The sequence below is a fragment of the Rhodoferax sp. LB1P47 genome, from assembly GCF_056521445.1.
Map to the genome: position 1 here is coordinate 229,764 of NZ_JBWMAU010000002.1, position 23,702 is coordinate 253,465.

The 23,702-nt window shown below is 65.0% G+C and carries 19 protein-coding genes; 14 read left to right on the top strand and 5 right to left on the bottom strand.

Annotated elements, in window-relative coordinates; translation table 11 throughout:
* The 5 genes from AC0969_RS04980 to AC0969_RS05000 all read left to right on the top strand — a co-directional run bounded on the left by AC0969_RS04980 (position 1) and on the right by AC0969_RS05000 (position 5,698).
* Positions 1-990, top strand: a complete 990-nt coding sequence (locus AC0969_RS04980) for a sensor domain-containing diguanylate cyclase (protein ID WP_479623029.1) — start codon at positions 1-3, stop codon at positions 988-990.
* Between the two features lie 19 nt (positions 991-1,009).
* Positions 1,010-1,249: an oxidoreductase-like domain-containing protein gene (locus AC0969_RS04985; protein WP_479623030.1), complete on the top strand. Its 240-nt coding sequence runs from the start codon at positions 1,010-1,012 to the stop codon at positions 1,247-1,249.
* 70 nt (positions 1,250-1,319) lie between these two features.
* Entirely contained in the window at positions 1,320-1,787 is a 468-nt protein-coding gene (locus tag AC0969_RS04990; RefSeq protein ID WP_479623031.1) for a tellurite resistance TerB family protein, read from the top strand.
* A 111-nt stretch (positions 1,788-1,898) separates the two neighbouring features.
* Positions 1,899-3,449, top strand: a complete 1,551-nt coding sequence (locus AC0969_RS04995; RefSeq protein WP_479623032.1) for a GGDEF domain-containing protein — start codon at positions 1,899-1,901, stop codon at positions 3,447-3,449.
* 284 nt (positions 3,450-3,733) lie between these two features.
* Positions 3,734-5,698: a methyl-accepting chemotaxis protein gene (locus tag AC0969_RS05000; protein WP_479623033.1), complete on the top strand. Its 1,965-nt coding sequence runs from the start codon at positions 3,734-3,736 to the stop codon at positions 5,696-5,698.
* A gap of 186 nt (positions 5,699-5,884) precedes the next feature.
* On the opposite strand, the gene polA is transcribed toward AC0969_RS05000, so the two are convergent.
* Positions 5,885-8,680, bottom strand: a complete 2,796-nt coding sequence (polA, locus tag AC0969_RS05005; protein WP_479623034.1) for a DNA polymerase I — start codon at positions 8,678-8,680, stop codon at positions 5,885-5,887.
* Between the two features lie 95 nt (positions 8,681-8,775).
* Here polA and AC0969_RS05010 point away from each other — a divergent pair, with 95 nt between their 5' ends.
* From AC0969_RS05010 to AC0969_RS05025, 4 genes are read left to right on the top strand one after another with little or no spacing between them, the layout of a single operon-like run.
* A complete protein-coding gene (locus AC0969_RS05010) occupies positions 8,776-9,807 on the top strand; it encodes an iron-siderophore ABC transporter substrate-binding protein (protein ID WP_479623035.1) in 1,032 nt (343 codons plus the stop codon).
* Positions 9,804-10,832, top strand: a complete 1,029-nt coding sequence (locus AC0969_RS05015; protein ID WP_479623036.1) for a FecCD family ABC transporter permease — start codon at positions 9,804-9,806, stop codon at positions 10,830-10,832. The genes AC0969_RS05010 and AC0969_RS05015 overlap by 4 nt, the downstream gene beginning before the upstream one ends.
* Complete coding sequence (locus tag AC0969_RS05020) at positions 10,829-11,857, top strand: FecCD family ABC transporter permease (RefSeq protein ID WP_479623037.1); 1,029 nt, start codon at positions 10,829-10,831, stop codon at positions 11,855-11,857. The genes AC0969_RS05015 and AC0969_RS05020 overlap by 4 nt, the downstream gene beginning before the upstream one ends.
* Complete coding sequence (locus AC0969_RS05025; protein WP_479623038.1) at positions 11,847-12,692, top strand: ABC transporter ATP-binding protein; 846 nt, start codon at positions 11,847-11,849, stop codon at positions 12,690-12,692. Before AC0969_RS05020 ends, AC0969_RS05025 begins: the two co-directional genes overlap by 11 nt.
* Here AC0969_RS05025 and AC0969_RS05030 read toward each other — a convergent pair.
* Positions 12,689-13,012 (bottom strand): FlxA-like family protein, encoded by a 324-nt coding sequence (locus AC0969_RS05030; RefSeq protein WP_479623039.1) that lies wholly within the window; start codon positions 13,010-13,012, stop codon positions 12,689-12,691. The two genes, AC0969_RS05025 and AC0969_RS05030, sit on opposite strands and share 4 nt — an antisense overlap.
* A gap of 123 nt (positions 13,013-13,135) precedes the next feature.
* Positions 13,136-15,178: a TonB-dependent siderophore receptor gene (locus tag AC0969_RS05035; RefSeq protein ID WP_479623129.1), complete on the bottom strand. Its 2,043-nt coding sequence runs from the start codon at positions 15,176-15,178 to the stop codon at positions 13,136-13,138.
* A 288-nt stretch (positions 15,179-15,466) separates the two neighbouring features.
* Between AC0969_RS05035 and AC0969_RS05040 the strand changes: the two genes are divergently transcribed.
* Positions 15,467-16,369: a DUF4394 domain-containing protein gene (locus AC0969_RS05040; RefSeq protein WP_479623040.1), complete on the top strand. Its 903-nt coding sequence runs from the start codon at positions 15,467-15,469 to the stop codon at positions 16,367-16,369.
* Between the two features lie 31 nt (positions 16,370-16,400).
* On the opposite strand, the gene AC0969_RS05045 is transcribed toward AC0969_RS05040, so the two are convergent.
* Positions 16,401-17,789, bottom strand: a complete 1,389-nt coding sequence (locus AC0969_RS05045) for an MFS transporter (protein ID WP_479623041.1) — start codon at positions 17,787-17,789, stop codon at positions 16,401-16,403.
* A 335-nt stretch (positions 17,790-18,124) separates the two neighbouring features.
* Here AC0969_RS05045 and AC0969_RS05050 point away from each other — a divergent pair, with 335 nt between their 5' ends.
* Genes AC0969_RS05050 through AC0969_RS05065 form a run of 4 tightly spaced genes read left to right on the top strand, consistent with a single transcriptional unit; the run spans position 18,125 to position 22,540 of the window.
* Positions 18,125-20,422 carry a penicillin-binding protein 1A gene (locus AC0969_RS05050; RefSeq protein ID WP_479623042.1) on the top strand — a complete coding sequence of 766 codons (2,298 nt, stop codon included), beginning with the start codon at positions 18,125-18,127 and terminating at the stop codon, positions 20,420-20,422.
* 31 nt (positions 20,423-20,453) lie between these two features.
* On the top strand, positions 20,454-20,759 hold the full coding sequence (locus AC0969_RS05055; RefSeq protein WP_479623043.1) for a hypothetical protein: 306 nt from the start codon (positions 20,454-20,456) through the stop codon (positions 20,757-20,759).
* Positions 20,760-20,761: 2 nt separating this feature from the next.
* Positions 20,762-21,736 carry a homoserine kinase gene (locus tag AC0969_RS05060; RefSeq protein ID WP_479623044.1) on the top strand — a complete coding sequence of 325 codons (975 nt, stop codon included), beginning with the start codon at positions 20,762-20,764 and terminating at the stop codon, positions 21,734-21,736.
* Positions 21,737-21,742: 6 nt separating this feature from the next.
* Entirely contained in the window at positions 21,743-22,540 is a 798-nt protein-coding gene (locus AC0969_RS05065; protein WP_479623045.1) for a BPSS1780 family membrane protein, read from the top strand.
* Between the two features lie 51 nt (positions 22,541-22,591).
* Here the strand turns inward: AC0969_RS05065 and AC0969_RS05070 are convergent, their stop codons facing one another.
* A complete protein-coding gene (locus AC0969_RS05070; protein ID WP_479623046.1) occupies positions 22,592-23,689 on the bottom strand; it encodes an ArsO family NAD(P)H-dependent flavin-containing monooxygenase in 1,098 nt (365 codons plus the stop codon).
* Positions 23,690-23,702: the final 13 nt, after the last annotated feature.

Here is a 23,702-nt window from a genome sequence, read left to right on the forward strand (position 1 = left end):
ATGCGCTCTGACGACCTCAACAAAGAGCGCCTGGAACTGGCATTGGAAGCCGCAGGACTCGATCTGTGGGAGAACAACCTACACACCGGCGAAGTGACCCGCAAGGCCCAGAAAACCTTCTACGAACTGGGCTACAACAACGAAGAAGTGCAGCACCACTTGGAGCATATGTTCGAGTTCGTCCACCCCGACGACTTGGCCCTGCTCCAGTCTGCGATAAGCGCACATATGTCGGGCAGCACACAAGAGTACCGCTGCGAGTTCCGGCTGCTAGCCAAAAACGGCAACTGGGTCTGGTTTGCCAACTACGGCCGCATCATGGACGCGGCCAGCGACATACCGGGCCAGCGCTTCATCGGCGTGACCTTCAACATCGACGACCGCAAGCGCAAAGAAGAAGAAATCGACCAGGCCAACCGCGAGCTGGCCCAACAAAACGCCTTGCTGCAAGAGCTGAACACCGCACTGGAGGTACTGGCGGCCAACGATGCCCTCACCGGCTTGGCCAATCGCCGCACGCTGCTGGAACTGGGGGCCAAGGAATGCAAGCGGGCCGAGCGCTTTCAACACCCGTTGTCGGTACTGATGGTGGACATTGACCACTTCAAAAAGGTGAACGACACCTGGGGACATCTGGCGGGCGACCGGGTGATCTGCGCCGTAGCCGACACTTGCCGCCTGCGCATACGGATCGGCCTGGATACCGTCGCCCGGCTAGGGGGCGAGGAGTTTGTTGTCTTGCTCCCGGAAACCGACAATACCGGGGCCAGCCTGGTGGCCGAATCGCTGCGCCAGGCCATTGCCCTGCAACAGGTACAGACCAACGATGCCAAGGACACCACCACATTCACCGTCAGCATCGGCATTGCCACCCTCACGCCCCCGGGCGGCTCTTTTGAACAATTGCTGCACCGCGCCGACACCGCGCTGTACCAAGCAAAGCAGGCCGGCAGAAACCAGGTGCGCACTTTTACCCCCTCCGCTGCATAGGCCCCCACGGAATACGTGCATGGCCGATACCGACTTCCGCGCAACACCTTACCCCACCGACCGCACAGCGGCAGCAGCCATGTTTCACCTTCTGCAACAGCAGGCACAGGCCCACGCCACCCCGCTGCGCCCACCGCCGCCCGAGCCCACTACCTGCTGCGGGCGCGGCTGCAATGGCTGCGTGTGGGAGGGCTACTTTGCGGCGGCCACGTTCTGGCGCGAAGACGCGTTAGAAGCATTGGGAGCATGGGGCCGCTAAGAACCTGGGCGAGGGGAACCAAATCCCCGGCGCCAGGGTCTGTCCTGCCCCCTAGCCACTCTTCCTGCCCATGCTGCGCGCCCTGAAAGATATTTTTGAAAAACTGGTCGCTACGGCTACCGAACCCGCCCCCGCCGAGCAGCAAAGCGCGCTGAACCTGGCCACCGCCGTGCTACTGGTCGAGGTGATGCGGGCCAACCCGGCCAAGACCGCCGTAGAGCGCCAGGCCGTGGTGCTCATGCTGCAACAGCGCCTGCAACTCAACGGCGCGGCATTGACACAACTCATGCTGCAAGCCGAGCAATCAGCGGCCAGTGCCTACGACTACCAGCGCTTCACCACCCGCCTGAACGGGCTCTGCACGCAAGCCCAGAAAATCCAGATCGTGCAAGACATGTGGCAGGTGGCCTATGCCGACGGGCAGCTGGGCGCGGTGGAAAACAGCGTCATCAACCAGATGGCCGGGCTGCTGCATGTCACGCACGGCGAATACATCGCCGCGAAGATGCGCGCCAAAGAAACGGCAGGGCTGCTGTAGCCCGACTGGGGCCTGGCACATTGCCGTCGGCTGCTATGCTTTGGACATCGGTCCGTCGGTACGGATTGCGGTTACGCCCCGCCAGCGCACAACACCACACCAGCCCTCGCCATGCCACTTTCTTTGCTTTTTCGTGCCCACGCGTGGCCTAGGCTGCTCACAGCCACGGCTTTGCTCGCGGCACAAGCAGCGCTGGCATGGCTGCCGTGGGGCTGGCCTGTAGTGGTCGTGCAAGTGGCACTGGTGGCGCTTTGCGTGGCCTGGGTGGGCAGCTTGCGCAGCGCCGCACACGGCCATGCCACAGCGGATGCCAGCCCGGCACACGCCGCTGCCAGGCTGGCCTTGCAGCGGCTGGAAAAGGCCCTGGACGTGCTCCCCGACCATGCCACCTTTGCCTTGTTCGATGCGCAGGACCGGCTGGTCATGGTCAATGCACGCTGCCGCAAGATGTACCCCCAAACATCGCACGCGATGGTGCCGGGGGCCCGCTTTGAAGACCTGCTGCGCCAGGCCATTGCACAAGAAGAAGTGCCCGCAGAACTGCGCAACGAAGCCTGGGTGCAACAGCGGCTGCTTGAATTCCGCGCTGGTTCTGCCGTCACCACCCAAGAGCTACCGCACGACCGCTGGACCCGCGTCCACCAGTACAAATTGCCCGATGGCAGCACCGCCACGCTGCGCAACGACATCACCGAAACCGTGCGCAAAGAGCGCGCCCTGGAGCAAGCGCGGCAACAGGCCCAGCGGGCCCAGTCGCAACTATCCGAGGCGCTGGAGGCCATGCCCATCGGAATGGAGCTGTACGACGAGGAAGACCGGCTGGTCTACTTCAACCGCAAAATGGGCGAGATGCGGCCCTGGTTCTCACTAGAGGAAGGGCGCGGCCTGACCCACGAGGCGCTGCTGCGCATCGGCCTGCGCCAGGGCTTTCCGTTCGAGGCGATGGAGCACGAAGAAGCCTGGCTGGCGGCCCACCTGGCCGACCGTGGCCAACGCAGCACCCCCGAAGTACGCGCCTACCCCAACGGAGTCTGGGCGCATGCCTACGAAACCCGTACCCCCTCGGGCTATCTGATCACCGTGCGGCTGGACATCACCGAGCTGGTGCAGCAACGCCAGGCACTGGAAAAAGCCAACCAGCAACTGGCCCAGCTGTCGGCCACCGATGCACTGACCGGCATCGCCAACCGGCGGCATTTCGATGCCGTGCTGGCCACCGAATGGCTGCGCGGTGCGCGCCAGCAAGAGCCGCTGGCCTTGCTGCTGATCGACATTGACCACTTCAAACTCTACAACGACCACTACGGTCACCTGGCGGGCGACACCTGCCTGCGCCGTGTGGCCCAACTGCTGGCCACCTGCGTGCGCCGCGCGGGCGAGCTGGTGGCCCGCTACGGCGGCGAGGAATTTGTGCTGCTGCTCCCCGGCACCGACCGGGAGCACGCCCGCATGGTCGCCCAGCACTGCATGGACGCCCTGGCGCAAGAGCATATTCCCCACGCCAGCTCGCTCACCGCCGACCATGTGACCCTGAGCATTGGCATTGCCTACACCATCCCCGATGCCGACCGCAAGGCCGACACCCTGGTGGATGCCGCCGACACCGCGCTGTACCGCGCTAAAAATGCTGGTCGGCAGCAGTTTGAAGTGAGCCAGTTGTAGGCGACCAGCGCGTTCAGGCTCACGCCAACCCGAAAAATCTAGCAACTACCGCCACCGCGCGGCATTTCCCACCACTGCAGCGCCTTGATTTAGCTACCGTATCAATAGCTAAACGCACACATCCGACATGCGCAAAGCGTTAAAAATTAGCAACACCATTACGGCACGCCGGGTTATTACGGCACCGCCATCGGCCATGCGGGCGATTTTTCAAAAAAACCTAACATGTATCCATTAGTATCGTGAGCTGTGGGTGTTTATTTGTAACTTAACGGAAGCATGGCATGCGTGGTGATCAAGACAACGGCGGTATCGTATTTGGCTCGTTTTTTCAGTACCACGGCTGGCTAGCGCCCGGTGTCAAACTGTTCCGCAGCATCAGTTTTCCGGCCAAGGCCGCCTGGGTGAGCGTGATGTTCATGGTGCCGCTGCTGTACATGCTGACGGTGATCCGCAGCGACTCCCAGGCCCAAATCGAATTTGCCCGCAGCGAACAACAAGGCCTGACCTATGTAAAGCCGGTACTCGGCCTGATGGAGGCCGTGCAGGACTTCCGCCGGGCGGCCACCGACGGCCAGGGCATGGCCGAAGCACAAGACAAAGTCAAAACCGCTTTCAGCGCCGTAGAACAGGCAGAAAAAGAATCCGGCACCACCTTCCGCACCAACACAGGCTTTGCCGCCTTGCGCAAGGCCTATGACAGCCTGCTGCAAAAACCCAAGGCCGACGATGCCGATGCCACATTTGCCGCCCACACCGTGGTGTTGGATGCCGCCATCACCCTGCTGGGCAATATTGCCGACGGCTCCCAGCTCTCGCTCGACCCCGAGCTGGACACCTACCATCTGATGAATATCTCGGTACTGGTGGGTCCGCAGTACACCGAATTTCTGTCGCGCATTCGCCACCTGAGCGCCTTGACGTTGGCCTCGCAAGAGCCCCCTTCGGCCACCCACCGCCGCCTGACCAGCGACTCGGTGGTGCTGCTGCAATACATGGACGGGGCGATTGAAAACTCCTACCAGCAAGGCATCGTCAGCTTCCCCGAAGTCGCCAAAACCATCGACATGCAAGGCGTCGATGTTGCCCGTGAGGCCTTTCTGGCCGCAGTAGAAAAGCAGGTGCTGATCGACGTCCCCAGCGGCGATGCCGCCGCCATGCTGGTCCTGGGCCGGGCCGTGGGCGAAAAACAAAAAACCATGAACGGGCAGCTCCTGGCGCGCCTGGAATCGCAATTGCAAGCCCGGGTAGACCGGCTGGAGCGTGCTTTCCACACCACTCTGGGCATCGCCGTCTTTTTTGTGCTGGCGGCGCTCTACCTGATGCTGGCCTTCTACAAAGTAATGATGGGCGGCCTGCGCGAAGTGGCCGGACACCTGACCGAAATCACCCAGGGCAACCTGACCACCGCCCCCAAGCCCTGGGGCACGGACGAAGCCGCGCAACTGATGGTGACTATGGGCGACATGCAAACCAGCCTGCGCAAAATCGCCATGGGCGTGCGCGACAGCGCCGGCAGCGTGCAAACCGCCAGCGAAGAAATCGCCTCGGCCTCGCAAGACCTGTCGCAGCGCACCGAAACCAATGCCGCCAGCCTGGAGAAAACGGCCGCCAGCATGGAACAAATCGCCTCCACCGTGAAGCACACCTCGGACACCGTGCAAGGTGCCACCGCCATCGTGCGTGAAAACGCCGCCTCGGCCACCCGGGGCGGGCAGGTGATTGCGCAAGTCGTGAACACTATGGAGGGCATCCGCACCTCCTCTAACCAGATCGGCGAGATCATCGGCGTGATCGACGGCATAGCCTTCCAGACCAACATCCTGGCGTTGAACGCCGCCGTGGAAGCCGCCCGGGCAGGCGAGCAGGGCCGGGGCTTTGCCGTGGTGGCCTCCGAGGTGCGCTCGCTCGCCGGGCGCTCGGCGGCGGCAGCCAAAGAAATCAAAACCCTGATCTCCGCCAGCATCCAGCAGGTCGAAGCGGGCAACAAAGTGGTGGCCGAAGCCGGCGCCACCATCCAAGAAATCGTGGCCAACGCGGGCAAGATCGATGCGCTGATGGGTGAGATCGCCCACGCCACCCGCGAGCAAAGCCTCGGCGTCGCAGAAATTGGCGCCGCCATCAACGAGCTGGACCAGGGCACCCAGCAAAACGCCGCCTTGGTAGAAGAAACCGCCTCCGCCGCCGGCAGCCTGGCCGACCAGGCCCAGGGGCTGGCCGACGACGTGGCGTTTTTTAAATTTAAATAGCACCCCCAGGCTACAGCGCAAGCGCTTTCCGCCACCCCCCTTGCAGGGGGCAACAGCAGCGGCCTGGCAGAGCCAGTTCCGCGCTGTTTCTGGAAGGGGTGGTTATTTCGCGGGTTTATGCCTTTTAGGCTGCTAGCGCATATATCACCTGCGCTAGCAGCTATTTAAACCATAGCACCCTGCGGATCAATGGGCCTTGTCCCAGTTGGGCCCCACGCCCACCTCGGCTAGCAGCGGCACTTTCAGGTCGGCCACACCGGCCATCAGGCGGGGGATTTCGACGCGCACCCAGTCCACCTCGGACTCGGGCACTTCAAACACCAGTTCATCGTGCACCTGCATGACCATCTTGGTGCCGCGCTTTTCGGCATCTAGCGCTTTTTGCACCGCCACCATGCTGAGCTTGATCAGGTCGGCGGCCGTGCCCTGCATGGGGGCATTGATGGCGGCGCGCTCCAGGCCGGCCAGCAGCGCGCCCTTGGCGGTCTGGATGTTGGCCAGTTGCAGGCGGCGGCCAAACACGGTTTCTACGTAGCCCTGCTGCTTGGCCAGTTCGCGGGTGCTTTCCATGTAGGTTTTGACACCGGGGTAGCGGTCGAAGTAGCGGGCGATGTAGTTTTTGGCGGCGGTGTTGTCGATGCCCAGGTTCTTGGCCAGGCCATAGGCGCTCATGCCGTAGATCAGGCCGAAATTGATCACCTTGGCGTAGCGGCGCTGCTCGCTGGTGACTTGCTCTACCGTGACACCAAACACCTCGGCGGCGGTGGCGCGGTGCACGTCCAGTCCGTCGGTAAAGGCGCGTAGCAAGGCGGCATCGCCGCTGATGTGGGCCATGATGCGCAGCTCGATTTGCGAGTAGTCGGCGCTGGCAATCACTTTGCCAGGCGCGGCCACAAAGGCTTCGCGCACACGGCGGCCCTCGGGGGTGCGCACGGGGATGTTTTGCAGATTGGGGTCGTTGCTGCTGAGCCGCCCGGTCACGGCCACGGCCTGGGCGTAGTGGGTGTGCACGCGGCCACTGCGCGGCAGGATCAGCAGGGCCAGTTTGTCGGTGTAGGTGCCTTTGAGCTTGCTCAAGGACCGGTGCTCCAGCAGCTTGGCGGGCAGGGGGTAGTCCTCGGCCAGTTTTTCCAGCACTTCTTCGTCGGTGCTGCGTGCGCCGGTGGCGGTTTTCTTGACCACCGGCATGCCCAGTTTGTCGAAGAAAATTTCGCCCAGCTGCTTGGGGCTGGCCAGGTTGAAGGGCTGGCCCGCCAGTTCATACGCCTCGGTTTCCAGCTGCAAGATGCGCTGGCCCAAAACGTGGCTTTGGCCCGCCAGCGTGGGCGCGTCGATCAGCACGCCGTTGCGCTCGATGCGGTACAGCGCCTCGCTGCTGTCGATTTCCAGCTGGTAGATAAAGGCCAGGGCGGGAACCACTTGCAGCTGCGGCCAGAGCACGCGGTGCACGGCCAGCGTCATGTCGGCATCTTCGCAGGCGTATTCAGAGGTTTTTTCCACATCCACCTGGTTGATGGTGAGCTGGTGCACGCCCTTGCCGCACAGGTCTTCAAAGCTGATGCCGCTGCGGCCCAGGTGGCGCTCGGCCAGGCTGCCCAGGCCGTGCGGTTTATGCACTTCCAGCACATAGCTTTGCAGCATGGTGTCATGCGCGTAGCCCTGCACTTCGATGCCGTGGTTGGCGAACACATGGCGGTCGTACTTGATGTGCTGGCCCAGTTTGGGGCGGCTGGCATCTTCCAGCCAGGGCTTGAGTTTGGCCAGCACCTCCATGCGCGGCAGCTGGGCGGGCGCGTCGGGGTAGTTGTGCGCCACCGGGATGTAGGCGGCCTCGCCGGGTGTCACGCTGACGCTGATACCGACGATCTCGGCCAGCATTTCGTCCAGCGAATTGGTTTCGGTGTCCAGCGCCACCAGCTCGGCGGCTTGCAGCTTGGCCAGCCACCGATCGAAGGCATCCCAGGTCAGGATGGTCTCGAACCCCGGCGTGCGGGTGGGGGCGGCATCTACAACGGGTTCATCGAACAAGCCGGGTTCTGACGGCTTGGCGGTTTTTTCAGGCTTTTCAGCCTTGGGCGTGGGTTCTGCGGCAGCCGCAGCGTCCAGCGTGCGGGCCATGCCCTTGAAGCCAAACTTTTCATAAAAAGTCTTTAAAGCGCCCGTATCCTGTGCGGTGAAAGCTATCGAATCCATAGCAGGCAGGCCGTCGATGTAGCCCGCCAGCTCGCAGTCGGTCTTGATGGTGACGAGGCGGCGGCCCTGCGGCAGCCAGTCGGCGGCGTTGCGCAGGTTCTCGCCCGCCACGCCCTTGATCTCGGTGGCGCGGGCCATCAGCGCGTCCAGGCTGCCGTATTCCATCAGCCACTTGGCGGCAGTCTTGGGGCCGACCTTGGGCACGCCGGGCACGTTGTCCACGGTGTCGCCCACCAGGGTTTGGTAGTCCACCATCAGGCGGGGCGGCACGCCGAATTCTTCGGTCACCCCGGCCACGTCGCGGCGCTTGCCGTTCATGGTGTCGATGATGGTGACGTGCTCGTTGACCAGCTGGCTCAAATCCTTGTCGCCGCTGGACACCACCACCTCGATGCCCTGGTTGCCCGCCAGCACGGCCAGCGTGCCAATCACGTCATCGGCCTCCACCCCCGGCACAGCCACCACCGGCCAGCCCAGCAGGCGGATCACCTCGTGCACCGGCTCGATCTGCGTGCGCAAGTCATCGGGCATCGGGCTGCGGGTGGCTTTGTAGGCGGGATACCACTCGTCGCGGAAGGTCGGACCCTTGGCATCGAACACGCACACCGCGTAGTCGGCCCGCACCTCTTTGCGCAGACTGTTCATCATGTTGATGATGATGCGGATGGCACCGGTTTTTTGCACCGTGCCATCGGGCAAGGTGGTGCTCATGGTTTCGCCACCGGCAAAAAAGGCGCGGTACAGGTAGCTGGAGCCATCGACCAGCAGCAGGGTTTTCTTGTTCGTCATGGGGGGCATTTTGCCTGCGGGGGGGCAGACACTATTGCTTTACACGGGCTAATTACAATCAATTCTTATTACCATTTGCGTTTGAAATTTTGACTATGGCTTTTTCAAGCTGCCGCCGCAGCACCCTGGCCCTGCTGCTGTGCGGGCTGGCCTTTCCGGCACTGGCTGCCGATACATCCGCCAAAGCCGATAAGGCCACCCACCCCCCCACCCACGCTGCCCCGCGCAAGCTGGCCGCCGACCTGGGCAGTGGCGTGGCCGATGGCGTGTTTCCGCGCAACGTGGCGCACTACCAGGGCAGCACGCGGTTGGCCCAGCCACCGGTGCGCGTGGCGGTGCTGTCCACCGGGCAAAACGACGGCCTGCTGACGCTGGGCCTGGTGCCGGTGGGCACCACCCGCGACGACCAGGGCCGCCTGTATGCCGACTACCTGGCCCTGGGCTTTGCGCTGCGCCAGGCCGAGATGCGCCGCACCGCCGACCTAGGTGTGCGCAGCGCCCCCGACCTGGAGGTGCTGGCCGCCTTGCGCCCCGACCTGATTTTGGTCAACAAAGCCATGCTGACCCCGCAGATGCACGCGCTCTACCAGCGCATCGCCCCCACGGTAGTCACACGCGGCAACGGGGTGAATTGGAAGATCGACTTTCTGCTGCTGGCCGATGCCCTGGGCCGCAGTGACCAAGCCCGCGCCTGGCTCCAGCACTACCACGCCGATGCCAATGCGCTAGCCGGGCACTGGCGCGCCGGTGCTGCCCCCAGCGTGTCGTTTGTGCAGGCCAACGCGGCACGCAACCGGGTGATGGGCGTACGCTCGTTCACCGGCAGCATTGCCGAAGATGCGGGCCTGCAACGCCCGGCCAGCCAGCGCTTTGCGGGCAATTCGCAAGACATCAGCGGCGAGCTGCTGGACCAGGCCGATGCCGACTGGATCTTCTACGCCGCCCGCGACAAATCCCTGGGCAGCCTGACCGGCTCGCCCCTGTGGACCCGCCTGCGCGGAGCCGCCCAGGGCCACAGCGTACGCGTGGGGCTGGACCCGTTTTATCTGAACGCCGGCCCCCTGGCCGCCCGCACGGTGCTGGATGCACTGGCACAGACCACCCCTACCCCACTACCAAAACCATGACCGTCTTTCCCGCCGCCACCCCGGCCCGCCGCGCCGCCCGGGGCCTGGGGCTGATCTTGCTGCTGGCCGCCCTGCTGGGCCTGGTGCTGGCCAGTATTTCGCTGGGGGCGCGGCCGATTCCGCTGGCCCGGCTGTGGCAATTGCTGTGGCAGCCCGACGGCAGCGTCGAATCCGCCATCGTCTGGCAGATGCGCATGCCGCGTACCGCGCTGGGCCTGGCCGTGGGTGCGGCGCTGGGCGTGGCGGGCGGCCTGATGCAGGCGCTGACGCGCAACCCGCTGGCCGACCCCGGCCTGCTGGGCATCAACGCCGGGGCCGCGCTGGCGGTGGTGCTGGCCATGTCGGTGCTGGGCGTGGGCAGCTATGTGGGCACGCTGGGCTTTGCGCTGCTGGGCGCGCTGCTGGCGGCGGTGGGCGTGTATGTGCTCAGCAGCGGGGCCGCACCGAGCGCCCAGCGGGTGCGCCTGCTGCTGGCGGGCACGGCCATCAGCGCCAGCCTGGCATCGTGCACCGGCATCGTCACACTGTTTGACAGCACCACCTTTGATGCCTACCGCTTCTGGGTGGTGGGTGCGCTGGACGGGCGCAACGCCGACGTGCTGTGGCCCATGCTGCCGCTGGTGCTGGCGGGCTGCACCATTGCGCTGTGGCAGGCCCGGGCGCTGGACGCGATGGCCCTGGGCGACGAATTTGGCCAGGCGCTGGGCCTGCGGCTCAAGCCGGTGCGCATCTGGAGCTTCATTGCCATCGCCCTGCTGTGTGGTGCGGCCACGGCGGCGGCCGGGCCGATTGCCTTTGTGGGCCTGGTGATTCCGCACGCGGTGCGCCTGCTGGTGGGGCCACACTGGCGCTGGATACTGCCCTACGGCCTGCTGGCCGGGCCGGTGCTGGTGCTGGGCAGCGACATTCTGGGGCGGCTGATTGCCGTGCCCAGCGAGATCGAGGTCGGCATCGTCACCGCCTTCATCGGTGCGCCGGTGCTGCTGGCCCTGGTGCAGCGCAGCCGCACAGGGAGTGCGGTATGAACCTGAACATCAGCAGCGGCATCTGGGCCGAACTGGCGCACCGCCGCACCCGCACGGTGCTGGTGGGTTTGCTGCTGGCCGCTGTGGCCGTCAGCCTGCTGGGCCTGCGCCTGGGCAGTTACGACCTGGCCTGGGGCCGGTTTTTCAGCACGTTGTGGGGGGGCGACGATGGCATGGCCCGCATGGTGCTGCTAGAGCTGCGCCTGCCGCGTGCCCTGGTGGCGCTGGGTGCGGGCGCGGCGCTGGCCACGGCCGGGGCCATCTTCCAAAGCCTGTCGCGCAACCCGCTGGCCAGCCCGGACATCATCGGCCTGACCACCGGCTCAGCCACGGGTGCGCTGGTGGTGATTCTGTGGCTGGGCGACCGGGCACTCAACGTACCGCTGGGCGCGCTGGTGGGCGGGCTGGCCACGGTGGCGCTGGTGTATTTGTTCAGCCTGCAACGCGGCATGCAGGGCCAGCGCTTGGTGCTGATTGGCCTGGCGGTGGCGGCCATGCTGGCCTCGGTGAACGACTTTTTGCTCACCCGCGCCGAGCTGGACCAGGCCCTGGCCGCCAAGATGTGGCTGCACGGCAGCCTACAAGGCAGCGGCTGGCTGCAAGCCCAGCGCCTGGGCCTGGGCTGCGCCGTGCTGCTGCCGCTGGCCTGGCTGCTCAGCCCGCGCCTGCGCCTGCTGGAGATGGGGAATGAGTTGGCCACCAGCCTGGGCCTGCACGTGGGCCGCAGCCACACCTACCTGACCCTGGTGGCCGTGGCCCTGACCGCGCTGGCCATTGCCTGCGCCGGGCCGATTGGCTTCATCGCGCTGGCTGCGCCGCAACTGGCCCGCCGCCTGTGCCGCGCCCCGGGCATCGGCCTGTGGAGCGCAGCCCTGGTGGGCGCCGTGCTGTGCGCCAGCGCCGACCTGCTGGCGCGGCTGCTGCTGGCCCCGTTCCAAATCCCCGTGGGCCTGGTCACCAGTGCGCTCGGCGGAGCTTATTTGACTTACCTTTTAGCCCGTGAGTGGAAGAGCCATGACCTCTAAATCTATGCAAACACCCACCCCCCGCCCGTCCCACGTAGTCGGCGCTTCACGCCTCCGGGGCGAAGACCTGACCCTGGCCTACGGCGACACCCGCGTGGCCGAGCATTTAAGCGTGGACATTCCCGATGGTGCGTTCACCGTCATCGTGGGCCCCAACGCCTGCGGTAAATCCACCCTGCTCAAGGCCCTGGCGCGGCTGCGCACCCCGCAGGCAGGGCAGGTGTATTTGGATGGTGCGCTGATCGGCAGCTACCCCACCCGCGAAGTGGCCCGCCGCCTGGGCCTGCTGCCGCAAACCGCTATTGCGCCCGAGGGCATCCGCGTGGCCGAGCTGGTGGCACGCGGGCGGCATCCGCACCAAAGCCTGTTTGGTGGCTGGACGGCGGCCGACGACCGCATCGTCGCCCAGGCCCTGCGCGCCACCGCGATTGAGGACCTGGCGGACCGGCTGGTCGATGAACTCTCGGGCGGCCAGCGCCAGCGCGTGTGGGTGGCGATGGTGCTGGCGCAAGACACGCAGTTGTTGCTACTGGACGAGCCCACCACCTACCTGGACCTGGCGCACCAGATCGATCTGCTGGAGCTGTTTCGCGACCTGAACCGGCGCGAAGGCCGCACCCTGGTGGCCGTGCTGCACGACCTGAACCATGCCTGCCGCTTCGCCGACCACCTGGTCATGCTGCGCCAGGGCCAACTGGTGGCGCAGGGCGCGCCCAAGGACATCATCACCGCAGCCCTGGTGGAGCAGGTGTTTGACCTGCCCTGCCGCATCATTGAAGACCCGGTGTCGGGCACGCCGCTGGTGATTCCCGTGGGGCGGGTGCGCACAGATTAAGCGTAGGTATCGACGCTCTCGCCCAAGCCCGGAGTGCGGGCGGGTGGGCGCTCGGTGGCCTGTGCCACTTGGGCGGTTTTTTGCTGGTTCAGCTGCTCTTGCTGCTGCTGGCGCTGGATGGCGGCAATCTGCGCCTGCACCATCTGGATTTGGGCCTGTAGCAGTTTGATCCGCTCGGCTTTGGCCTTGGGGTCCCCATCCCCGGTTGCCGCGCTTTTCAACTGCTCCGTGAGCTGGCGCATTTGCTTGAGCAAGCCCGCAATCTGCTGGCCTGCCTGGGAGCCTTGGGTGCGGATCGCGGTGGAGGATGTGATTTGCATGTTTGGGTTATCGGCAGATGGCACGACATCTTGATGCACAAACGGTAGCGGCTTGCAAGCCGCTACACACTCCTAAATACATAGCTACCAGCGCAGGTAGTACCTGCGCTAGAGCCACTTTTTTTATAAATCCAACTTCCAGGTCAGCTTGGCCGTGCGCGGTGCGCCCGCCGCCAGCCGCGTGCCGCCAGCGGCCCAATACTGTTTGTCGGCCACGTTGTCCACGTTCAGTTGCAGACTGGTCTGGTAGTCCCACAGGCGGGTGGCGTAGCGGGCGCCCAGGCTGTACAGGGTCACGCCGCCCAGCCAGGCCTGGTTCAGGTCGTTCACCGGGCGGCGGCCGGTGTAGTAGGCCCCGCCGTTGACCGACAGGCCGGGCACGCTGGCCAGGGCGTACGACAGGAAGGCGCTGCCGGTCTGCTTGGCGGTGTTTTCCGGACGCTTGCCGTTGTAGTTGGCGTTGATGTTACGGAACTCGGCATCCAGCCACTGGGCCGAGGTTTGCCAGGCCAGTTGCTTTGTTAACTGGCCCTGGGTGGCCAGCTCGATGCCGGTGTAGCTTTGCTCGCCGTCGGCGGTGTAGACGTTGCTGGTGTTGGTGTAGTAGCCGGGGCGGTTGATGTTGAACAGCGCGGTGGACAGCAGCGTGCCGCCCGGTGTGCGCCAGCGCATGCCCAGCTCTTTTTGCTTGCTCACGCCGGGGGCCAGGCGCTCACCCACGTTGGCCGTGCCGGTGGGCGCGGTGTCGCCCTGCTCCAGTCCGTCGGCAAAGGAGGTGTAGGCCGACAGGTCGGGGGTGATCTTGTAGACCAGCGCGGCCATCGGCGTGCTCTTGCTGTCGTCGTAATGGGCCGTGCCCTGGTCGCTTTGGTAGCGGCTATGGCGCAGGCCCAGCATGAGCTGCCACTGGGGGGAGAGCTGGATTTGGTCCAGCGCGTACAGGCCCGTGTCTTGCGTATCCAGCGCGGCGGTGGTGGCCGTGGTGGGCACGGTGCCATAGACCACGCTGGTGATGGGCAGCGGGTTGTACAGGTTTTGCGATGCGACGGTATAGGTTTGCTGGTAGATCGGGTCTTGGCCGTAGCGGGTGCGGGTAGCGCCCAGCGTCAGGCCGTGCTGCACGCCCAAGGTGGCAAAGCTGCCGAACAGCTCGGCGCGCAGCATGTCGGTCTGGGCCTGCAAGGTCTGGATGTTGCCGCGTATGCTGCCCGCGCCCGTGGCCACGGCGGCATCGTTGGCAAAGCTGAAGATGGCCAGTTTGCGGTCGCGCTCCACCTGCGACTGGCCCGCCTCTACCGTCAGCGCCCAGTTGTCGCTGAGGGCGTAGTCGGCACGCACCTGGGCGTTGCGGGTGCTGGTTTCAAACTTCGCCATATCGGGGCCGACCAGCTTCTTGGCATCCACCGGGTTGGGGAGGGTAATGGCCCCGTTGACTGCCGTGCGCAGGGCCACGCCGACTTGCTCGGTGGTTTTGCGGTGGTCGAACTCCAGGTCGGCCTTCAGCGTGAGGCGGCTGGTCACACGCCAGTCAAAGGCGGCCGAGGCGAAGCCGCGATTGCCGCTGTCCACGCCGTTCAAATACGAGCCCAGTGCCCCGCTCGCCGCGTTCACGCGCAGGCCAAACTGCTGCTCATCGCCCAGGCGGCGGCCCACGTCCACGGTGGACAAGGCGGTGCCGTATTGGTCGACCACCAGGCCCAGCGAAGTCACCGGCTGGACACCGGCGCGCTTGGTGACCAGATTCACGATGCCAGCGGGCGAGGTAAAGCCGTAGTACAGCGCCGAAGCGCCCTTGAGCACTTCCACGCGCTCCTTGTTTTCCATCGGGATTTGTGAAAAGTTCAGCACCGGCATGGAGCCGTTGAGCCGGTAGTTGCTGCGGTTTTCCACGCTGATGCCCCGGATCACCAGCTGGTCCCAGGTTTCTCCGCCGTTTTGCTGGCGCGTCACGCCCGCCGTGTTGCGCAGCGCGTCATACAGGCCCGCTGCACCTTGCAGCTCCAGCACCTCGCGGGTGACCACATTGACGGTAGACGGCACGTCCATGATGTCCGAGCCACGAAAGCTACCCGCCTCCACCGTTTGGGGCGCAAAGCCCTGGGCCGTGGCGGCCCGCACGGTGACGGGGCGCAGGGTTTGCAGGTCGGCATCTTGCGCCAGGGCCATTGGCGCTCCGTAGGCACCGTAGATGACGGACAAAAGAAAAGAAAGTGGGCGTAATCGGTTGGGGCAGTGCATAGCGGAGTTAAAAAACAAACAATGAAAATTAAGGGTATTCCATTATTTCACGCAAACACAAATACAAACCATTTGCATTTGTGTAAAGACACGCCCCGGTGCGGGTTAAGAACTAGCCGCGTCCCGCACCACCAAACTCCATGCACAATTTATTCCGGACCTGCGCAAAACTCCGGCGCTGCGGACGCCCACTTATATATAACAAAGACTGCACCCATGAAACGCTTGCCCGCCGTGCCCCGCACATTGACCGCCACCGCGATCGGCATCACCGCCGCCCTGCTGGCTGCTTGCGCCACCCCGCCCGAGCCCCAAGGCAGCCTGCGCAAGGAAACCGTTTTGGCCATCACCACCGGCATGGAGCTGGTGAAGTTCAACGCCGGGCAGCCGGGCCGCATCCTGGCGCGCCTGCCGGTCACCGGCCTGGCGGCGGGCGATAGGCTGGTGGGCATGGACTTCCGGGTGGCACGCGGCGTGCTGTTTACGCTGGCCCAGTCGGGCCGGGTCTACACCGTCAACACCAGCACCGGCGCGCTCACCGCCGTGCCTGCGGCCCCGCTGGCACTGACACTGCCCAGCGGCCTTTTTGGCTTTGACTTCAACCCGGCGGTAGACCGCATGCGCATCGTGCATGAGGGCGGCATGAACCTGCGCATCCACCCCGACACCGGTGCGGTGGTAGACGGCAATGCCGCCCTGGCCGGGGTGCAGCCCGACACCCAGCTGTCGTATGCCCCTGGCGACGCGAATGCGGGCAAAGCCCCCAACGTGTCTGCCGTGGCCTATACCTACAACACCGTGAACGAAAAAATCACCACGCTGTACGCGATTGACCGCGCCCTGGGCGTGCTGGTCATGCAGGGTTCGCGCGAGGGCACCACCCCCGCCGTGTCGCCCGATACCGGGCGGCTCACCACCATCGGCACGCTGGGACTGGGGCCGCTGCTGGATGCCACGTTTGACATCTCGGACGTGGGCAACACCGCCCTGGCAGCGGTGCGCTCGCCCCAAGCCCCCAAAACCCGCCTGCATGTGGTGGACCTGGCCACCGGCGGCAGCACCGCCCTGGGCACCGTGGGCAACGGCAGCCCGCTGATCGGCATGGCGATCGCGCCCTGAGCGGACTGGAACGCGCGGGTCTTTACCGACTTTACCGACCCGCCATCAGTTCTTCCCGTGCTGCGTCATAGGCCCGCTTAGGCACTGGCACAGCATTGGGGTTGCCCAAATCCACCATGTGGACGCGGTAGGTTTCGCGGGCGGTGAAGGCAGCGATCGCGGCAATCACCGTCACCGCCAAGGTGATGGCCCCCACGGTGAACGGAATGTCCAGCGCGCCGGGTGGGGCCACGTAGGCAAACAGCGCAGGCAGCAAGGCGGTGACCAGGGTGCCCAAATTTTGCGAAATCGCCATGCCCGAGACCCGGGTGCGGGTGGGGAACATCTCGGGGTAAAAGCTGGGGAACACGGCGTTATAGCCCTGGTACACGATGCCCCACATCAGGATGGACATGCAAATCGCCAGCGGCACGCTGTGGATGCTGATGGCATACAGGTACACATAGGCCAGCAGGCCCGAGGCCAGCGCACCCACGATGATGGGCGGCTTGCGGCCAATCTTGTCCGACAGATTGCCCACAAACGGAATCACCAGCACCGCCACGATGTTGCCCAGCACCGGAATCCACAGGTAGATGTCTTTCTCAAACCCAATGCCGTAGCCGGGCTGCACCGCGTAGGCCGCGCCAAAGATGGTGGTGACCACCGGAATCACGTTCATCAGCGAACAGCACATCACCCGCAACATGTCGCGCCAGCTCTCGGTAATGGCCTGCACGAAGGGGGCCTTGGGCACTTTGCCATCCACGTTTTCTTCGGTGAAGGCCGGGGTTTCGTCCACCTCGCGGCGGATGATGTAGCCCGCCACGATCACCAAAAAGCTCAGCAGGAACGGAATGCGCCAGCCCCAGCTGTTGAACTGCTCGGTGGGCATGTAGTGGGCCAAGGGCAAGAACACGGCGGCCGCCAGAATCTGCCCGGCCTGTACGCCTTGCAGGGTAAAGCTGGCATAGAAGCCGCGCCGCCCAAACGGGGCGTGCTCCAAAATCATCGAGCTGGCCCCCGAGATCTCCCCGGCCACCGCAAAGCCCTGGACCAGGCGCATCAGCACCAGCAAGGCGGGTGCCCACAGGCCGATCTGGTCATAGGTGGGCAGCAGGCCCACGGCCACGGTGGAAAAGCCCATCAAAAACATGCAGATGATCAGCACCTTCTTGCGGCCCTGGGTATCCCCCCAGTGGCCCAGAAAAAACGCCCCGATGGGCCGCGCCACGTAACCCACGCCGTAGGTGGCCAGCGAGGCGATGATGGCCGTCTTGGGGTCGCCCTTGGGGAAGAAGATTTGCGGAAAAATCAGCGCCGCTGCCGTGGCATAGATGAAAAAGTCGTAATACTCCAGCGCCGATCCGATCCAGCCGCTGGCGGTGGCCTTTTTCGACTGGTTCTTGCTATGCGCCGCGCCATCCAGGGTGTTAGCCATGCATGTCTCCTAGGGGGTTGGTGGGTTGAAAAAGCTGCGCCCCGGTAAGAGCCGTGCAGAAAAGGTAACGAGAAGCAGGGGAAAACCCTTGCAGCTTTACTCTAATACGATCGGTGATCGCACAATGGCGTTCGTTAATCGCCCAAACCGAGGGTAAGCCCTAGTCTTTTGCGGTCGGCACGCTGTGTGCGCGGCAACACCCCCGCCCTGCACAACCAAAAAAAAGTATGTTTTAGGCCTCTAGCGCTTATAAAACATGCGCCAATAGCTATGAAACATATAGCACACTAACTTCATACACACTTCACACCCTGCCTTTAATCTCAGCCGCCTGTATGACACCCCACACGCCCCCCTACTCCCGCCGCCGCGCCCAATCCGGCAAACTCTGGCTCACCGCCCTGTGGGCCTGCCTGGGCCTGGGGCTGGTGGGCGGCCTGCTGGTGGCCTTGGCGGCCGCCTGGTACTACCCCAACCTGCCCGATCTGGACAAGGTGACCCGCTACCAACCGCAGCAGGCAATGCAGGTGTTCACCAGCGACGGGGTGGAGATTGCCCAGTTTGGCTCCGAGCGGCGGGTGTTTTTGCCCCTGGCCCAGATCCCCCGGCAGATGCAAGACGCAGTGCTGGCAATTGAAGACGCCCGCTTTCGCGAGCACAGCGGCATCGACCCGATTGGCGTGCTGCGCGCCGTGGTGGCCAACCTCACCGGGGGCCGCCGCCAGGGGGCATCCACCATCACCCAGCAGGTGGCGCGCAACTTCTTTTTAAGCAACCGCAAGACGGCAGAGCGCAAGCTCAAAGAGGCCATGCTGGCGCTGAAGATCGAAAAGTCCCTTACCAAGGACCAGATCCTGGAGCTGTACATGAACCAGATCTACCTGGGCCACCGCGCCTACGGGTTTGGGGCCGCCGCGCAGGTGTACTTTGGCAAGCCGCTGGCCCAGTTGTCGGTGGCCGAGATGGCCTTGCTGGCCGGGCTGCCGCAAAACCCGGCCTACGCCAACCCCATCACCAACCTAGAGCGCGCTACCCGCCGCCAGCAGCTGGTGCTGGGCCGCATGCGCAGTGTGGGGGCCATTACCGAGGCGCAATTTGCCCAGGCCACGGGTGAAAAGCTGGTCATCCGCTCGCCGCTGCAAGTGCCGGTGCACGCCGAATATGTGGCCGAAATGGCCCGCCAGGCGGTGTTTGAGCGCTACGGCCAGCAGGCCTATTCGCAGGGCTTCAAGGTCACCACCTCGCTCATCTCCACCGACCAGCAGGCCGCCTACGCCGCGCTGCGCAAGGGCGTGCTGGCGTTTGACCGCAAGCAGCCCTACCGGGGCCCGGAAGAATGGGAAGAGCTGCCCAGCGACCCGGCCGAAGAAGATGCCGCCGCCGCGATGGCGCTAAAGGACTACAGCGACGACGAAGACCTGCGCGTGGCCATCGTGCTGCTGGCCAGCCCGCAGGCCGTGGTGGCCCGGCTGGCCACCGGCGAGACGCTGCAAATCAGCGGCGAGGGCCTACGCTGGGCCCAGGCCGCCCTTGGCCCCAAGGCCACCGCGCCGCTGGCCATCAAGCGCGGGGCCATCCTGCGCGTACAACACACCGACACTAAAACCGGCTGGTCGATTGCCCAGTGGCCCGAGGTACAAAGCGCGCTGGTAGCGCTGACCCCCGGCACCGGTAGGGTGCGGGCGCTGGTGGGTGGGTTCGACTTTTCGACCCAGCAGTTCAACCACGTCACCCAGGGCTGGCGGCAGCCGGGTTCCAGCTTCAAGCCGTTTTTGTACTCCGCTGCCATCGACCAGGGCGTGATGCCATCCACCGTGGTCAACGACGGCCCGCTGGACCTGCCGGGGGTGAACGGCGGCCCAGGTTGGAACCCACAAAACGACGACGGCCAGTTCCTCGGCGCCATCCCGCTGCGCACCGCCCTGGCCAAGTCGCGCAACCTGGTCAGCGTGCGGCTGGTGCAGATGCTGGGCGTGCAGCCCGCGCGCGAATGGGCCGCCCGCTTTGGTTTTGACATCAACAAACAACCCGACAACCTGACCCTGGCGCTGGGCGCGGGCAGCACCACGCCGCTGCAACTGGCCTCGGCCTACGGCGTGCTGGCCAACGGTGGCCATGTGCTGGCGCCGGTGGTGATCGAGCGCATCACAGACGCGCAGGGCACCGTGCTGTTTGAAGCGCCACCGCCCCCGGTGCTGGCCGACCTGCTGCCCGCCGTGCCCGAACGCAACCTGTTCATCACCAACAGCCTGCTGCAAACCGTGACCGGCAGCGGCACCGCCGCCAAAGCCCAGGCCACGCTGAAGCGCCCCGACCTGTACGGCAAAACCGGTACCACCAACGACTCGGTAGACGCGTGGTTTGCCGGTTTCCAGCCCAGCGTGGTGGCCGTGGTGTGGACCGGCTACGACAAACCCCGCAGCCTGGGCCGCGAATCGGGCAGCAGCGTCTCCCTGCCCATCTGGATCGACTTCATGGGCCGTGCTCTCAAAAATATACCGGTCGCGCCCTTCGCCGCGCCGCCCAGCGTGATGCGCGACGCACTCGACGACTGGACCTACACCGACCCGCCCGAGAAGGGCGAGCTGATCCGCCTGGGCTTTGACGAGCCGACAGAGGCCCCTGGCCCCTAACTCGCCGGTACAGCCGCCTACAATCCAGGCCATGCGCGCTCACCACATCCTTCCCATTTTTCTATTCGGTCTATCGCCCCTATCCTCCATAGGGGCGGCCACCCCTGCTACCCCACTGGACCAGCGTATCCAGCACATCGAAGTGCAGGATGCGGATGTACGCATCCAAGAGCTGCGCGTCGGCGGCGAGACGCAAACCATCACCGTCCAACCCCGCAACGGCCTGCCCGCCTACGAGGTGGTCCCGGCCAACGGCGCACGCAACCGAAGCATTGACGGCCGCGACGGCGGCCAGGGCAGCGTGGGTGTGCGGGTCTGGAAACTGTTGAACTTCTAAGCATGGCGGTCTATACCAAAGTCTCTTTGAAAGAGGCCAACGCGCTGGTGCGCCAGCTGGGTTTAGGGGATGTGACGGCGCTACGCGGCATCCAGGGCGGAATTGAAAACACCAACTACTTCGCCACCACCGACAGCGGCGAGTTCGTGCTCACCCTGTTCGAGCGCCTGACGTTCGAGCAGCTGCCCTACTACCTGCACCTGATGAAGCACCTGGCCCAGCGCGGCATCCCGGTGCCCGACCCGGTGGGCATCCAGGGCGGCGCCAAGGCGGGCAGCATCCTGCACACGGTTAAAAAGAAACCCGCCTCGGTGGTGACCAAACTGCGCGGCAAAAGCGAGCTGGCCCCCGGTGTGCTGCACTGCGCCGCCGTGGGCGACATGCTGGCGCGCATGCACCTGGCCGGGCGCGACTTCGGCATGGCCCAACCCAATCTGCGCGGCCTGCCCTGGTGGAACGACACCGCCCCGGTGGTGATGCCGCATCTGGACCCGGCCCAGGCCGAGTTGCTGCGCAGCGAACTGGCCTTTCAGAACCACGTCGCCGCGTCCAGCGCCTACGCCGCCCTGCCGCAAGGCGCCATCCACGCCGACCTGTTCCGCGACAACGTGATGTTCGACAGCGTGGACGGCGTGCCAAAGCTCAGCGGCTTTTTCGACTTCTACTTTGCCGGCACCGATGCCTGGCTGTTCGACATCGCCGTGTGCCTGAACGACTGGTGCATTGATTTGCCCAGCGGAGCCCACGACGCAGCCCGCAGCGATGCCTTTCTGGCCGCCTACAGCGCCGTGCGCCCCCTGATCGCCGCCGAGCGCCAGCTGCTGCCCGCCCTGCTGCGTGCCGGGGCGCTGCGCTTCTGGATTTCGCGCCTGTGGGACTTTTACCTGCCCCGTGAAGCGGCCATGCTCAAGGCCCACGACCCCAGCCACTTCGAGCGGGTGCTGTCTGAGCGCATCCGCCACCCGGTCACTCTGTAAATTCCCATGAAACTCCAAATCGTCCCCGCGCGCACAGGCACCCTGTGGGTGCGGCTGGGCATCCAGACCTTCTTCAAGCAACCGCTGGCGCTGGCCGGGCTGTTCTTTTTGTGCATGGCCGCACTCAGCATCATCAGCCTGGTGCCGATACTGGGCAGCATCGCCGCGATGGCGCTGTTGCCCACGATGGCACTGGCCCTGATGGCCGCCACCCTAGAGGCCACCAAGGGCAGCTTCCCCACGCCTGCCATTCTGCTCAGCGCCCTGCGTGCCGGGCAGCAAGGCATACGCCCGCTGCTGGTGCTGGGTGCCCTGTACGCGGCGGGGTTCATGGCGGTGCTGGGTATCTCGATGCTGGTCGATGGCGGCGAATTTGTCCGCTTCTTCCTGGGCGACCGCACGGCCGAAGAAGCCAGCAAAGACCCGGTGCAACTGCTCTCGGGCATGCTGACCTTCATGCTGCTGTACATGCCGCTGTCGCTAGCCTTTTGGCACGCGCCCGCACTGGTGTACTGGCACGGCATCAGCCCCGGCAAAAGCCTGTTTTTCAGCCTGGTGGCCTGCTGGCGCAACAAAGGCGCGTACCTGGTGTTCGGCCTGACCTGGTTCGGCGTGCTGCTGGGCGTGGGGCTGGCAGCACAAATCCTGGCCCTGCTGCTGGGCGTGCCCGCTCTGCTGGGGGTGGGCGTGTTTGTGGTCACGCTGCTGGGCAGTTGCGTGTTTTTGACCTCGGTGTACTTCACGTTCCGCGACAGTTTCAGCGCCGATACGGTGGAACCAGCCGCCCCAACTGCTATTGAATAAATAGCTTCTTGCGCAGGTGGCACAAGCGCAAGACACCGATTTCTTATAAATTCAGTCACTGCCCAGGTCCACCGCAGCGGGCTCGGCATCCGCCCGGCGGCCCAGGTAGCCATCAATCTCCTGTGCTGTACTGCGCGCGCTGCGCATCACGCCCACCAGCGTGGCCGAGGCCATGCCTGTCCATTCGCCATAGCCCACCAGCCACAGACCGGGTTGTTGCACCGCCTGGGTGCCGTGCACCGCGACCCGCCCGTCTTGCACCACACCCAGACCCTCCAGGTGGTCTAGTGCAGGCACAAAGCCGGTGCACCACACCACCACATCCACGTCGAACGCCGTGCCATCCGGCCAGACAACGCCGTGCGCCGCCATGCGGGTGAAGGGACGCCGGGCCTGCAAAACCCCGCGCTCCCGGGCAGCGGCCACCGAGGCAATCACCACGATATCGCCCAGGCCGCCCACGGGCTGCTCCAGTGTGCGCCCCTCCTGGGCCGCCTTCCAGCGTGCGGTGGCCCGCTCGAACAGCACCCGGCCATCCACCGCATCGGGCAGGAAAACCGGCGGCTGGGACGTGACCCACAGGGTTTCGGCCACCTGGGACACCTCGGCCACGATCTGCGCACCGGAGTTGCCGCCGCCCACCACCAGCACACGCTTGCCGGCCCATGCCGCCGCGCCCGCGTAGTGCGCAGAATGCAGTTGCACACCCTGGAACACGTCCTGCCCCGGGTAGGGCGGCGTGTAAGGCTTGCGCCAGGTGCCGGTGGCGCTGACCACGGCCTGGCAGGGCCAGGTGCGCGACCCGGCCCGCACCACGAAACCGTGCTCTGCGCGCTCCACACCTGACACCCAGACCGGGCGCTCTACCGGCAGGGCATAGCGGGCTTCGTACTGCCGCAGGTAGTCGATCACGTTCGCGCGCGTGGGGTACATCCCCTGCACTGGCGGCATGGGCCACCCGGCGATGGAGCTCCATGCGGCCGGAGAAAACAGCTGTAGCGACGGCCACGCGTGTTGCCAGGCACCCCCCGCAGCGGCTTCGGCATCCAGGATCACAAAAGAACGTTTGGCGCGGCGCAAAAAATAGGCCACCGACAGGGCCGCCTGCCCTCCACCCACAATGATGACTTCCGGGTGTGCAGTGGACATGTGGGGCTTTCGG